Origin of the sequence: Flagellimonas crocea (assembly GCF_033441595.1) — a bacterium.
Taxonomy (GTDB): domain Bacteria; phylum Bacteroidota; class Bacteroidia; order Flavobacteriales; family Flavobacteriaceae; genus Flagellimonas; species Flagellimonas crocea.
The window spans coordinates 160,926-173,244 of the sequence record NZ_JAUZVX010000006.1; the positions used below are offsets into that span (position 1 = coordinate 160,926).

Consider the following 12,319-nt stretch of genomic DNA (forward strand, 5'->3'; position numbering starts at 1 on the left):
TGCCTGTGCCTTTCCTATTTAAAAGGCAGGAGTGGTTATCTTGGTGCTTTAGTCTGGTGATGTAGTTTGAACATGTACACTTGGCAACATATTCACGAAAAAATAATCGAGATAGCTAAGGAGAAGCTTTCTACCACAAATCTATCAGTAAGTGAAGTTGCATTTGCCTTGGGCTTTGAACACGTACAATCATTCAATAAGCTTTTTAAGACCAAAACCAAGCTATCGCCTTTAGAGTTTAGGGCAAGGTTTAACTAAGTTCAGCTACATTTTTGGCTTCTGCTGGAAAATGATTAAAAGCGGCTCAGGTTTTCCTATATCGAGTGCAATAGGCAAGAGAGCCGCTATGAAGTTCTATGTCCAATTTTCAATTCGAAGATATAAACTGCCTAATGTCCTTTATAGCTTCCACTGATGCTTCAGAATCAATATGGGAAAACAGCCAAACATGGGTTTGATCAGGAAATACTTTTAGTTTCGCTTTGGACTGAATAGGCTTGATGTAAGAGTAGAAGTTTTTGGAATCATCGTTCAATACTTCGTTAGTTCCAACCAATAAAAAAACAGGAGGGAATTTTTTGAATTTCAATTCACTCGGATCTGCAGCTTTAATTTTATTTGAAGTATACATCAAGACATGATTATGCAGAAAATCCTTGTTTAAAATCGAATCCAGTTCTTGTTTGGTATCATAGGAATCATTGGCACCAAAAAAGCGACGTATGGTTCCCCTGCTACTTTTTTGGCACGTGGTAGATTCTTTAATTGTTTCTCAAGGCATGGATAAGTTCTTTTTTGCTCATTTTTGAGCGACCTTCAATACCTACGTTTTTGGCTTGATCATAGAGTTCTTCTTTTGTCCACTCCTCGTAGGGATTTGCTTTTCCACCCTTCTTTCCTGCATCTGGTGTATTGGCAATCCTAGCGGCTTTTTCTTTGCTGTATCCCTTGTCGCGCAGCGTCTCATATTGTTCCTCGTTTTTTATTCTCGAATTTGGCATGATCAAAAATTTGATTAATACTTTATATACTTTGACTAAATTTTGTTGGTAACATTGGTTAACCTTGCTTCATTTGATATTTTATTATCTCTAAAGACCTCTTAATGTTGGTCTGACCGCATCCTACAATTGAGGTGCTAAGAGCAATTATTATTCCCCATAAATGGAAAGAGTAGGATTGGTAAGGTCAAGTTTCTAGCTTCCCATAAGCATCGTTATCGTTACGATAAAAATCAATATTAACACAGCTATGATGGTAAGCCAAGGAAATCTATTTTTAGTGGAATGTGTTGTTTGGTTTTCAACACCAATATCGTTTTTCTGTTTTGTTTCCATAGGAGCACTGTCCTTGGCTTTCCAATTTTCCTTATCACCTTTCTTTTCCATTTTACTATTCTTTTAATTGATTTTCAAATTACTCTTCCAATGTTTTCAGAAAAGTATTTTAAAAAATCATTTTTTCTCCTTTTAATGTATAAAATACCCAATTGTGATTTTAACTGAATTGAATTAAATATTGACCTTAAAAAACATCATTGGGATAAATAATAATTGGTGTTGAAAGAATTCAAATACGCATAAAAAATTATAGTTGCAAACTGCTTTATCCACTATTGATTATTGGTTTGCACACCTATTTGATGCGATTGCGTTACAAAAACCGTAGGAACGCAGGTATCTTTAGTCTGAAACTCGAAGAAAATGCAAAAACCAAACGAAAGACTCATAAATCAGACCTGTATAGTAACTGGGGCAAGTTCCGGAATTGGAAGGGCCGTGGCCAAATCCATGGGATTGGAAGGAGCCAACGTTGTTGTGAATTACCACACCGGAAAAGAAGAGGCAGAAGAAGTGGCAAATTGGATAAACAAGGAGTCGCGTTGTGGGGATGCGATTGTTGTTCAATGTGATGTAAGTAATGAAGAAGATGTAGAAGCAATGTTCAAGAAAACGATATCCCATTTCGGTACTGTAGATGTCTGCGTGGCAAATTCGGGAATCCAAATAGATCATCCCTTACACCAGATGCCATTGGATGCTTGGCAAAAAGTAATCGATGTAAATCTGACAGGACAATTTTTATGCGCCCGGGAGGCCATAAAGGAGTTCTTGAAGAGGCGCATGCGCAAAGATGTCTCGAAATCCCTTGGGAAAATAATCCACATGAGTTCCGTTCATGAAGAAATCCCTTGGGCCGGACATGCAAATTATGCCGCCTCCAAAGGAGCCCTGGTTATGCTGATGGAAAGTATCTGTCAAGAATATGCCTCCAAGAAAATTAGATGCAATAGCATTGCACCGGGAGCCATCAAAACAGATATCAATAAAGACGTATGGAGTGATGAGGAGCGGAGGGAGGAGATGCTCAAACTTATTCCCTATAAAAGAATCGGAGTTCCAGAGGACATTGGAAGCGTGGCGAGCTGGCTGGCATCGGACGAATCTGAGTACATCAATGGCACCACTATTTTCGTTGATGGCGGTATGACCTGCTACCCGGGTTTTACCACAAACGGGTAAACTAAGAACAATACTTTTGAACTACAGAAAAAACTATGGTTCTGACCCTGAAATTCAACATTGGTCGGAATGGAACACTTCACGATCAATCCACATCGGATAACTTTTAAAAGCTACTCCATGAGTACTTTTCAAACTCTTTGTATCCCAGATAGTTGCATTCATGGTTTTGAGTCATCATAATATGTTTATTGGTCAATGTTTATGGATGAAATCGATTACATTTTCAGCATAAACTAAGTAACATGGACACAAAGATCAAACAAATGGCCCGAATGGGCTATGCCGCTAAAGGTGCAGTATATTCGTTAACGGGAGGATTGGCCGCGGGAGCCGCCATAGGTTTTGCAAAAAGTTCTGAAGGAAAACTCGGCGTTATTAAATTTTTACAGGAACAACCCTTTGGTAATGTATTATTGGGAATTTTGGCCGTAGGACTTTTATGCTATGCGCTATGGAGATTTTTTGAATGCATCAAAGATCCAGAAAATATTGGGACCGGCCTCAAGGCAATTGTGAAGCGTGTGGGCTTTTTCCTTAGCGGACTAATTTATTTGGGTTTGAGTGTTTATTCAGTCTATCAAATTTTACAACCTACAGCTTCCCAAGAATCTTCAGGCAGTGCATTGTTGCCAACGGAATATTTGGAGTTGATATTTTACGTTATTGCCATCGGCATGGCAATTAAAGCAATCTTTCACATTGTAAAAGCTTATAAAGGTACGTTCTTGGAGAAATTTCATCTTCAAACGCTATACGACCTAAAAACTAGAAAAACTCTTAAATGGATGGCTTATGCAGGGTTGATTTCAAGAGCGATCGTTGCGGGAATCGTTGCTTACTTTTTCTTCACCGCTGCCGATACCGCGAATAGCGCTAACATCAAGGGAACTTCGGAAGCCTTTTCCTTTTTGCGTGAAAATTCAGAAGGATCTTGGCTTATGTTTGCGGTTGCATTGGGACTGATCTGTTACGGAGTCTATATGTTCATACTGGCAAAGTATCGAAAATTCAAAGATGGATAAAGGAATGCTGTGCAAATCATTTGCCGTTGATCATTGCCGGCTTGAATCCATACTTCAACTTCTCCATCGATAGAGCCATTTAGAAAAAGTGTCCAAATTTTAAACTTGTTCAATACCTTACCTAAGAGGAATGCAAATTGAAAAAGGCTAAACTTTGAATAAGTTTAGCCTTTTGTCATGCTAGTTCCTATCAACTATTTAAAACAAATAATATTACGAACCTGAGTAAATAACTTGCGCATTTTTTACTTCATCCTTCATATCGGACATAGAATCAACATAGGTATACTGGTTGTTCAATATATTGTCCGCTTTTTCACCAACAATTATATGCTTAACATCCAAATCCGGTGCATTTAGTTCAACCTGATCCTGAATTCTCATTTTCTTATCACCAATATCGGTGTCCAATTTTTCGAGGGTAGAAATTACGTATAGTCGATTCTGTGATGCTCTGATTTCTTTGATGTCCAACTCATGATCATTCCCAGAGATTTCGGCTTCGACCATTATGGTACGCTCTTCGTTATCCTCGTTCGGCATATTAAAATCTATTACCGGAACTTCGACCTCTTCCTCTTCCATTACTATAATGGGTTTGGGAACTTTTACTGTTTTTGTCGTTGTGCTGACATCAACCTCGGCCCAATCCACATCATATTCGGGCAATTCTCCTGCCTCAGTGGTCACATCCACATCAACTTCGGGCATTTCTCCTTTTTCTTCTTTTTTAATATCGCAGCTACTTGCTATTGCAAGTGCTATAAATGGTATTACTAATTTTCTCATTTTTTTTGATTTTCAGATTATTATTGATTTACAATAAAAGCATGGATAACTCCGGGCAACCAAGCCAACAAGGTCAATAGAATGCTTATGAGCAAGGCCGACCCGACCCCATGCTTTAAAAATACCGCTAACGGCGGCAATAGAATATTTAGAATAATGGTTAATAATGACATTTTTTTCTTTTTGATTCACTTCAAAATTCGCAAATCACATTAACAAAAGATGACGCTAAGACACAGAAAATGAACTCATTCGCTCATGTGAAAATAGATTTCATCCAAAAAATGAACGGAGCCCTTTAATCCCTGGACTTGGGTTTGTCCCCGTTATTTTTTTTTGCATTAATAATTATTGTTTTACCGCTAATACCACCTTTGGCATTGGATTATCTTTTTATGCTATTACCATGATTGTTTTTATGGGCAATCATATTGAACGCTATAAAAAAATTAAATGAAAAAAGATATATACAATAATATTTTGGACACGGTAGGTAATACGCCACTGGTCCAAATAAATAGAAAAAATAACGATGGGCGTGCAGTGTTCATTAAAATGGAAGGGTTGAATCCGGGAGGTAGTATGAAGGACCGTACTTCGAACCTTATTATTTCCGAAATGCTACGAAAGAAAGAAATAAGCCCAGGAGGAACAATAATTGAGAGCAGTTCCGGAAACATGGCAATAGGCCTGGCCCAAGCATGCCTTTTCCATGGACTTGATCTAATTGTGGTGGTGGATATTAATCTAAATCCGCATACCCGAAAGTTGCTCCGTGCCTATGGAGCTGAAGTAGTAACAATTTATGAGCCTCATCCTGAAGGCGGATTTTTAGCCGCAAGGTTGAAAAAAGTGAACGAGTTGTTGGACCAAGTGCCCAACAGTGTTTGGTCCAATCAGTACCAAAACCCCAACAATCCGGGGGCATACCAAACCACCATGAAAGAGATTATGCAGGTCTTGGATAATGATCTTGATTATTTGTTCGTAGCCACAAGCACTTGCGGTAGTCTTATGGGGTGTATGGATTATGTGAAAGCCAAGGGGCTAAAAACCAAAATAATTGCCGTGGATGCTGTGGGCAGTGTGTTGTTCGGAGATAAAGCCGGGAAACGTAAAATTCCCGGACATGGGGCAGGAGTGGCTTCTCATTTTTTGAACAGGGATAACGTATTTGATGTAATCCATGTAAGTGATTTGGAATGCGTGCAGGGATGCCGAAAACTTCTGGCGCAGGAAGCCATTTTGCCCGGAGGATCGTCGGGAGGTATTTTCTACGCCTATGAAAAATATAAGCACAGGTTACCACAAAACTCGCGGTCGGTACTTTTGTTTGCAGATAGGGGAGAGCGCTATCTTGATACAGTTTACAGTCCAGAATGGGTAAAGGAAAATATTGAAATGGACCAAGTATTCAAAAATCCATCCCAAGAAAAAAAGACAACTAACACCAAAAGACATTACGAGCATGTCAGCATTTAAAATCGCCATCGTGGGATTGGGTCCCAAAGGATTGTTTGCCTTTGAAAGACTGTTGTCCAATTTATATAATTCGGATCTAGCCCAAGAAGCGGAGATACATCTTTTTGAAAAAACCGGGGATTTTGGGGCAGGTAGTATTTACGACCCCCACCAACCGGGATATCTTTTGATGAACTACCCAAACCGTAACATCAATGTTTGGGACAAAGAACATCCTGCCGAATTGCCAGTTGATGCGTTATCCTTTTCGGAATGGCTGTCAAAAAGAAACGATTGCTCCGTTCAGGACGTAGGGGATGGATTTGCACCACGAGCATTGGTGGGCGCCTATTTATTGGAATGTTTTGAAAAGCTTTACGATCTGGGCAGTAGCTTTTGTAAAATTATAAAACACAAAGCCATTGTATTTGATGTATTGTCCATGGAGGAAAGCACCTGTTTACTTTACCGGAATCCTAAATCGGGAAATCATTTTCGCTTACATGTGGATGAACTTTTGATCACTACAGGTCATTGCAGTTGGAAAGGAAAACTGGAAAGGAATAGGGAGAGTAACGAACATACTGAAGATAAAGCTACGCGAATACCATTTGTTTACCCCTTAACAAATACAATGGAAGCTGTTTCAGAAAAAGATATTGTTGGAATTAAGGGCATGGGCCTAACTTTTATAGATACTGTGCTGGCTTTGACAGAGGGACGTGGCGGATATTTTTCAACCGGGGATAATGGTGCTTTGATGTACCATCCGTCCAAAAAAGAGCCAAAACAAATCGTGGCATTTTCTAGAAGCGGACTTCCCATGATTCCCAGATTGTCCTACGAGGGCAAACAGGAATATAAGCCCGTATATTTTACTAGCGATAATGTTCTTTGCCATCCAAATGGCAATGGCAAACCCAGTTTTGAAGAGGATATATTGCCATTGTTTAAACTGGAGACAACCTACAGATATTACAAGGTGCAATTTGAAAAATATGGCTTGACCCTACCTCCAGAAAAAGCTACGGAATCGCTTCAAAAACAAATAGAAATTTTCCATAACAGTTTTCCAGAGGAACCCCGGTTCCATTTTGAAAACCTTTTCAGTCCCGTAGACTTTGGAGACCCAAGTACAAAACTTGATTCTTTGGCATATTTTAAATATGTGCTGGGCCAAGCGGAACTAGGTTCGGAAAAAAGTCCGTTTATGGCTGCTGCTATGACTTGGGGCCAGATAGCAGAAACATTCAACAGTATCTATGGCTTTGGTGGAATGACACCTGATTCACACTTGCAATTTGATCAAGAATACCGCTCCATACTCAACCGTATCTCTTATGGACCACCTTTGGAAAACATGAGAAAATTAATTGCCCTCATTGATTCGGGTATTTTAAATGTAAGTTATTCGGCAAACCCTGAAATTAATACCGTTGAGAACGGTTGGACATTAAGGGTGCCAAAAATGCCATTGATAACGGTAAACACCATGATTGATGCCCGAATTCCTTCGAACAATTCCTGTAAGGACTGGTCTGAATTATTGGTTAGAATGCGACAAAGAGGAGAGTTGCGCGAGTTTTTGATTGAAAATAAGAGTACCATATATCGGACAGCGTGTCCAGAGATCAACAGAAATGGAAATGTAGTTAAGCAGCATGGGGAAATCAATCCTAGAATAACGTTATATGGAACTTTAACGGAAGGTATTACCTACGATAACGATTCGCTTTCCCGTAGCCGGAACAATATGGCATCGGCTTGGGCCAGAAGAATTGTGGAGCGTCATAACAAATTGGAAGTGAAAGCATAACCATCAAACACAAAAAAATGTATAAACAATCGGAAGGATCATATCCTTTGACCCCAATAACCAGTTCGTGGATGCACGACATTATGGACAATCAAGAGCAAGTAACCAAGTTGATCGCAGACCATGGTTCTCCCATCAATCTGCACCACATACCGTCTTTTCTAAAAAATATCAAGGATTTTCAGCACGTATTCCAAAAACATAAAATAGACGGACAAATCTATTTTGCACGGAAGGCCAACAAATCCAGAAGCCTTGTCAAAGCAGCTTTGGAACATGGTGTTGGAGTGGATACCGCAAGTTACAACGAGCTACAGCAGGCCTTGGCCTTGGGCGGCAACACGGAAAATTTGGTGCTAACCGCAGCTATCAAAACACGGTCGTTGATGGAATTGGCCATTGACAACAACATTCCCATAATAATAGATAATTATGATGAGCTGAAATTAGCCCAGAACGTAGCTGAGAGTTTGGATAAGAAGGCGAATATTGGAATTCGCTTAAGCGGATTTACGGTAAATGGCCAAAAATTATATAGCAGGTTCGGTTTTGATATTGATACTAAAAAGAGCAACCTACTGAAATGGCTAGGCCGGGATTCGGGTTTTCATAGCGTCATACTGACCGGTGTTCACTTTCATTTGGACGGATATTCCATAGAGCAACGGGCCGAGGCAATCTTACAGACCTTGGCATTTACCGAAGAATTTGACAGTGCTGGCATTAAAATAGCCTACATGGATATTGGCGGAGGTATATTGATCAACTATTTGGAATCAAAAGTGGAATGGGAAAAATTTCAAGAGCGTTTGCAACAGGCAGTACTCGGAAATCACGTACCGATTACCTTTAACAACAACGGTCTCGGGTTTGAAAAGAATCAGCAGGGCGATGGTATTACCGGCAAATTGAAGACCTATCCCTATTTCAATGAAGTTAACAGCGCCAAGTTTTTGGAAAGCATTCTTGTCTATGCACGTGAAGGAGACAAGCCGGTGGTGCAGCAACTAAGGGATAAAAACATTCAGTTGCGGATAGAGCCGGGGCGTTCCTTATTGAACCAAGTCGGCCTTACCATTGCCAAGGTGGTGCACCGAAAAAAGGATTCCAAAAATAATTGGTTGGTAGGATTGGATATGAATATGAGCCAGCTTAAAAGCTCCAGTGCCGACTTTCTTCTAGACCCGTTCATTATGTACAAAAGTCCAGTAGATGAATCCAAAACTACGGAACTATTTTTCACGGGAGCCTATTGTTTGGAGCAAGATGTAATACTAAAAAGGAAACTGACCTTCCCTGCGCTGCCCGAAATTGGAGACTTTGTAGTTTTTGTGAATACTGGTGGATATATGATGCATTTTTATGAAACGGAAGCACACCTGTTCGAGTTATCAAAGAACCTATTTATTCCTGATGACAACGAAGCCATTCTGCTGGATGATTCCCTACCTGAATATGCAACAGCAGATGATTGGATCAAAAATTAGGAGAAAAAAATCCTCTTTCACAAGAGGATGCTTTTAAAATCTGAAAAACCATAAGTTGATGAGGTTGCGTCCAAGGCTATGGAGTAAATGGCCCTGAGTTTGGAACTTTTGGGGATATTTCCAAGCTCTTGTATATCCCAACAGTATTTCTGTGGATATTCAATTTTTTTCACTGCTTTTTTCTTCTCCCGTTTTTTCGTCCTCACTGGCCGTGAGATAATGGTCGGTTATTCCCAGGCCCACTATTTTAATAATGTTCACCACGGTGTTATAAAGCATCAAAACAACTACTATCAATGCTGCGCTCAATAGGCTCGAGATGCCCAAACTAGCGTAGTAGATTACATTGAACCAATTGTTGGGTACATTGTCAGATTCGGTAATGGGCAGATTAAAAAGCAGGAAGGACATCAATGCGGCTATAAAAACAATGGTGTCGAACTTTGCAATCTGGAGTACATGACGATAATGGTCATCCTTTAATTTGGATTTGGTCCCGGAACTAAGCCCCAGAAGAGTCAATAATAATGTAAGGGTCGTAGCAGAGGCCAGCACAATAGTATTGCACAGCATATTAAGACCTGAGAGGGAGTTTTTAATGAGCACTTTGGCTTCGTACCCACTAAGTTCACCCATTAGAAAAGAGCCAGTCAAAATAACTATCAAGGATATAATGCCACCTGTCATGGCCCTTTTTGTATATAAGCTCAGCTTTATTTTCATTATACTATAATATTTTGGTTACTGGTTTAATTTTGAGTTTTGGTGATCATGTGGGTCCCTTAATCGCACTGTTCGACCGGTTATTGATGAAAACCTTCCTTGGCGGGATAATCATTTGATTTATTGTGATATTGTTTCGACAAGAAATTGGCATACCCAAAAGATTCGTTGATATTTAGTTTAATGGAATCCTCCATTTTTGAAACAATGGTTCCGTCCAATTTCAAATAATTATCCCCGAACCATTCTAAGGCCAAGGTCTGCCACTCATCATCATAAATTTTAATGGTGGAATACTCTATTTGACATCCGTTAAGCAAATCTTCCGCAATGGATTTGGTCCTTATAGAACCATTTTCTTCAGTAAGCTGCACCAGTTTCTGTTCCTTTGTGACTGGAATCCACTGGCAATATTGGTAATCGGTTATTTTGGACAGCACCGAATCTTGCTCTTGTACATTAAAGCTCCATTTGATGTATTCATCAAAACAGCCCCAGATATTGTCACTTAAACAACCATATGCCCTTGTCCCGACACGATGCTTTACTTCTATCTTGCCTTCCCGAAGCTTTATGCCAATATCCTCATTGTTGATATTGAGATAAAAATCGGTTCGAATATGGGTCGATGTGCCATCGAGCTGTTGGAACCAATTTGACAATTGCTCTTTTTCTTCTTTAAAAAACCATCTTATTTCCTTAGTTCTGTACATAATGTTTATTCATTTTAGGTAATAGGTCAATAGGAAAACTAATAAAACATCAGTGGGGCTTATGACTTCAAAACTTTAAAATTTGACTGTAATCGATAAACAACGGGAGCGGAAGCACTGCAAAACGTATTGAGTCCGGAAGATTATTTTTTGCATCAAACAATTAGCAACCCTATAGTTACTTTTAATGTAGATGCTAAACGGTAGGCATATTCGTTACCGTAAATTTTAAAAATATGAACAACGATATAAAAGAGATCGAGGACAGTATAAATGACATTATCCAAAAAAATGAAGATGCCATTAAAGGTTATGAGAAGGCAGCCGAAAATGCCAAAGAAATTGGGTTGAAAAACTATTTTCGTACCAAATGCAAGGAAAGAAAGAACTTTCTTGTTGGTTTAAAAGCATCAGTACCTGCTTTGGATACCAGGGACGATGTAGATGGAAGCGCCAAAGGAGCGATGCACCGAGCTTGGATGGATGTAAAGGCTTTCTTTTCGGCAGACAATGACGAATCCATGCTGGAAGAGGCGATTCGCGGTGACAAGGCTGCTGTGGAGGAGTACAATGAGGTACTTGCCAATACGGATCTACCTATTGAAACCGCCGAGATTATTAGAGAACAGCGGGATTGGATCGTCAAGAACCTTGAAAAAATCAAAAGAATGGAAGATGTTATGTAAGCTTTTGTTTTAAGTTCAATTCTAAAAAAGAAAGAGTCGGCATTTGGCCGACTTTTTTATTTGTAAAACTTTAAAAAACAGATGTGGCAAGAATATCGCTGCAAAACACCGTTTACGGATTCATCAATCAAAAATGATGAAATCCCTCGCGTTGTTTTTAATGGTCGTTTGCCAATCCTCGACATTTTTAAGACACTTGTAGACCACGGTTTTTAATTGATTGTACGAAGATGGTTTTTTAAGATATCCCGATGCCCCCATTTTGTACAGCCGTTCCACTTCTTCCTTATGGAACGATGTGGAATAAATGATCACTGGTATATTTTTGAACTTGTCTTCATTCCGGATATCGGACAAGCATTCGAAGCCGTTCATCATGGGCATGTACAGATCCAAAAAAATCACATCGGGAAGTTTTTCATCGGAATATAGGTTCCCCATTAAGCCTACGCCATTTTCAAATTCTGAAATTTCTATGGTCAAGGGTATTTCCTTTAATGCCTCGGCAAAAAACAAACGGTCATCTTCGTCGTCATCAGCTAAAAAGATATTCATATGCAAGTGGAGTTTTTAAGATTCAATTCAAGTTTTAATATTGGGTCAGGTACTTTCTTCCTAATCCAACTCATTAAGGATAGCTTGAAAGTCCGTTATGTTGGATTCGGTTTTTTTTAGATGAGTTTTAAGGTTGTTCTTTGTCTCCCTATCTATATCATTATGGGTCAGTAAATATTTGTAATCATCCTCCTTATTGCGTTCAGCTTCAATAATACTGTTCCATACAGAAACCAGGTCGCCAGCGTCCGGTAAAGGCCGCGACATCCAATAAATGGATTCTTGGTCCGACAGCCTTTCACTGCTTTCCACATCACCGCCCATATCTGAAATTATCTTGATAATTTTTTTGCTTTCCCCATCGGCGCTTTCCTCCAGTTCGTTTAACCTATCCGAAGTTGAAGGATGGGTAATGGAGTCAGCTAGTTTTTGAAGTACTTGCTTGTAGTCCAGGGTATTGGTCAAAATTTTATTCAATATGTCTATGATGTTTTTTTCCATCGGACTCTACTTTTTTTGATATGGCAATGCCATATTTTTTA

14 protein-coding genes and 1 pseudogene are annotated in these 12,319 nt (G+C 39.4%); 7 read left to right on the forward strand and 8 right to left on the reverse strand.

Going from position 1 to position 12,319, the window contains the following annotated elements:
- Positions 1-78 precede the first annotated feature (78 nt).
- Positions 79-258, forward strand: a pseudogene (locus SD449_RS18120) (helix-turn-helix domain-containing protein); the annotation flags it as partial.
- A 503-nt stretch (positions 259-761) separates the two neighbouring features.
- Here the strand turns inward: SD449_RS18120 and SD449_RS18125 are convergent.
- Together SD449_RS18125 and SD449_RS18130 are read right to left on the reverse strand one after the other, a co-directional pair.
- Entirely contained in the window at positions 762-1,001 is a 240-nt protein-coding gene (locus SD449_RS18125; protein WP_318312595.1) for a DUF7218 family protein, read from the reverse strand.
- A gap of 195 nt (positions 1,002-1,196) precedes the next feature.
- Entirely contained in the window at positions 1,197-1,388 is a 192-nt protein-coding gene (locus SD449_RS18130; protein WP_318312597.1) for a hypothetical protein, read from the reverse strand.
- 315 nt (positions 1,389-1,703) lie between these two features.
- On the opposite strand from SD449_RS18130, the gene SD449_RS18135 reads away from it, so the two are divergent.
- Both SD449_RS18135 and SD449_RS18140 read left to right on the forward strand, forming a co-directional pair.
- Positions 1,704-2,522 (forward strand): SDR family oxidoreductase, encoded by an 819-nt coding sequence (locus SD449_RS18135; RefSeq protein WP_318312599.1) that lies wholly within the window; start codon positions 1,704-1,706, stop codon positions 2,520-2,522.
- Between the two features lie 245 nt (positions 2,523-2,767).
- A complete protein-coding gene (locus tag SD449_RS18140; protein WP_318312601.1) occupies positions 2,768-3,547 on the forward strand; it encodes a DUF1206 domain-containing protein in 780 nt (259 codons plus the stop codon).
- Between the two features lie 213 nt (positions 3,548-3,760).
- Here the strand turns inward: SD449_RS18140 and SD449_RS18145 are convergent, their stop codons facing one another.
- Together SD449_RS18145 and SD449_RS18150 are read right to left on the reverse strand one after the other, a co-directional pair.
- Complete coding sequence (locus SD449_RS18145) at positions 3,761-4,336, reverse strand: hypothetical protein (protein WP_318312603.1); 576 nt, start codon at positions 4,334-4,336, stop codon at positions 3,761-3,763.
- Between the two features lie 20 nt (positions 4,337-4,356).
- A complete protein-coding gene (locus SD449_RS18150) occupies positions 4,357-4,509 on the reverse strand; it encodes a YqaE/Pmp3 family membrane protein (protein WP_318312604.1) in 153 nt (50 codons plus the stop codon).
- Between the two features lie 280 nt (positions 4,510-4,789).
- Between SD449_RS18150 and sbnA the strand changes: the two genes are divergently transcribed.
- The 3 genes from sbnA to SD449_RS18165 are packed head-to-tail and all read left to right on the forward strand — an operon-like array spanning position 4,790 to position 9,100.
- Complete coding sequence (gene sbnA, locus SD449_RS18155; protein ID WP_318312606.1) at positions 4,790-5,818, forward strand: 2,3-diaminopropionate biosynthesis protein SbnA; 1,029 nt, start codon at positions 4,790-4,792, stop codon at positions 5,816-5,818.
- On the forward strand, positions 5,805-7,613 hold the full coding sequence (locus tag SD449_RS18160; protein WP_318312607.1) for an FAD/NAD(P)-binding protein: 1,809 nt from the start codon (positions 5,805-5,807) through the stop codon (positions 7,611-7,613). Before sbnA ends, SD449_RS18160 begins: the two co-directional genes overlap by 14 nt.
- A 17-nt stretch (positions 7,614-7,630) precedes the next feature.
- A complete protein-coding gene (locus SD449_RS18165; RefSeq protein ID WP_318312609.1) occupies positions 7,631-9,100 on the forward strand; it encodes a type III PLP-dependent enzyme domain-containing protein in 1,470 nt (489 codons plus the stop codon).
- Between the two features lie 159 nt (positions 9,101-9,259).
- Here the strand turns inward: SD449_RS18165 and SD449_RS18170 are convergent, their stop codons facing one another.
- Both SD449_RS18170 and SD449_RS18175 read right to left on the reverse strand, forming a co-directional pair.
- Complete coding sequence (locus tag SD449_RS18170; RefSeq protein ID WP_318312611.1) at positions 9,260-9,823, reverse strand: hypothetical protein; 564 nt, start codon at positions 9,821-9,823, stop codon at positions 9,260-9,262.
- Positions 9,824-9,903: 80 nt separating this feature from the next.
- Positions 9,904-10,536 (reverse strand): hypothetical protein, encoded by a 633-nt coding sequence (locus SD449_RS18175; protein WP_318312612.1) that lies wholly within the window; start codon positions 10,534-10,536, stop codon positions 9,904-9,906.
- Between the two features lie 236 nt (positions 10,537-10,772).
- Here SD449_RS18175 and SD449_RS18180 point away from each other — a divergent pair, with 236 nt between their 5' ends.
- Positions 10,773-11,222 (forward strand): ferritin-like domain-containing protein, encoded by a 450-nt coding sequence (locus SD449_RS18180; protein ID WP_318312614.1) that lies wholly within the window; start codon positions 10,773-10,775, stop codon positions 11,220-11,222.
- A 123-nt stretch (positions 11,223-11,345) separates the two neighbouring features.
- On the opposite strand, the gene SD449_RS18185 is transcribed toward SD449_RS18180, so the two are convergent.
- Together SD449_RS18185 and SD449_RS18190 are read right to left on the reverse strand one after the other, a co-directional pair.
- Positions 11,346-11,777, reverse strand: coding sequence for a response regulator (locus tag SD449_RS18185; protein WP_318312616.1), 432 nt, complete (start codon positions 11,775-11,777; stop codon positions 11,346-11,348).
- Positions 11,778-11,837: 60 nt separating this feature from the next.
- Positions 11,838-12,278, reverse strand: coding sequence for a hypothetical protein (locus tag SD449_RS18190; RefSeq protein WP_318312617.1), 441 nt, complete (start codon positions 12,276-12,278; stop codon positions 11,838-11,840).
- Between the last annotated feature and the right edge of the window lie 41 nt (positions 12,279-12,319).

What these genes read in the sequence shown, in the direction of transcription:
- SD449_RS18130 (WP_318312597.1), bottom strand. Translation starts at nt 1,388, where the DNA reads ATGGAAAAGAAAGGTGATAAGGAAAATTGGAAAGCCAAGGACAGTGCT.
- sbnA (WP_318312606.1), top strand. Translation starts at nt 4,790, where the DNA reads ATGAAAAAAGATATATACAATAATATTTTGGACACGGTAGGTAATACG.
- SD449_RS18125 (WP_318312595.1), bottom strand. Translation starts at nt 1,001, where the DNA reads ATGCCAAATTCGAGAATAAAAAACGAGGAACAATATGAGACGCTGCGC.
- SD449_RS18145 (WP_318312603.1), bottom strand. Translation starts at nt 4,336, where the DNA reads ATGAGAAAATTAGTAATACCATTTATAGCACTTGCAATAGCAAGTAGC.
- SD449_RS18170 (WP_318312611.1), bottom strand. Translation starts at nt 9,823, where the DNA reads ATGAAAATAAAGCTGAGCTTATATACAAAAAGGGCCATGACAGGTGGC.
- SD449_RS18140 (WP_318312601.1), top strand. Translation starts at nt 2,768, where the DNA reads ATGGACACAAAGATCAAACAAATGGCCCGAATGGGCTATGCCGCTAAA.
- SD449_RS18150 (WP_318312604.1), bottom strand. Translation starts at nt 4,509, where the DNA reads ATGTCATTATTAACCATTATTCTAAATATTCTATTGCCGCCGTTAGCG.
- SD449_RS18190 (WP_318312617.1), bottom strand. Translation starts at nt 12,278, where the DNA reads ATGGAAAAAAACATCATAGACATATTGAATAAAATTTTGACCAATACC.
- SD449_RS18160 (WP_318312607.1), top strand. Translation starts at nt 5,805, where the DNA reads ATGTCAGCATTTAAAATCGCCATCGTGGGATTGGGTCCCAAAGGATTG.
- SD449_RS18185 (WP_318312616.1), bottom strand. Translation starts at nt 11,777, where the DNA reads ATGAATATCTTTTTAGCTGATGACGACGAAGATGACCGTTTGTTTTTT.
- SD449_RS18175 (WP_318312612.1), bottom strand. Translation starts at nt 10,536, where the DNA reads ATGTACAGAACTAAGGAAATAAGATGGTTTTTTAAAGAAGAAAAAGAG.
- SD449_RS18165 (WP_318312609.1), top strand. Translation starts at nt 7,631, where the DNA reads ATGTATAAACAATCGGAAGGATCATATCCTTTGACCCCAATAACCAGT.
- SD449_RS18180 (WP_318312614.1), top strand. Translation starts at nt 10,773, where the DNA reads ATGAACAACGATATAAAAGAGATCGAGGACAGTATAAATGACATTATC.
- SD449_RS18135 (WP_318312599.1), top strand. Translation starts at nt 1,704, where the DNA reads ATGCAAAAACCAAACGAAAGACTCATAAATCAGACCTGTATAGTAACT.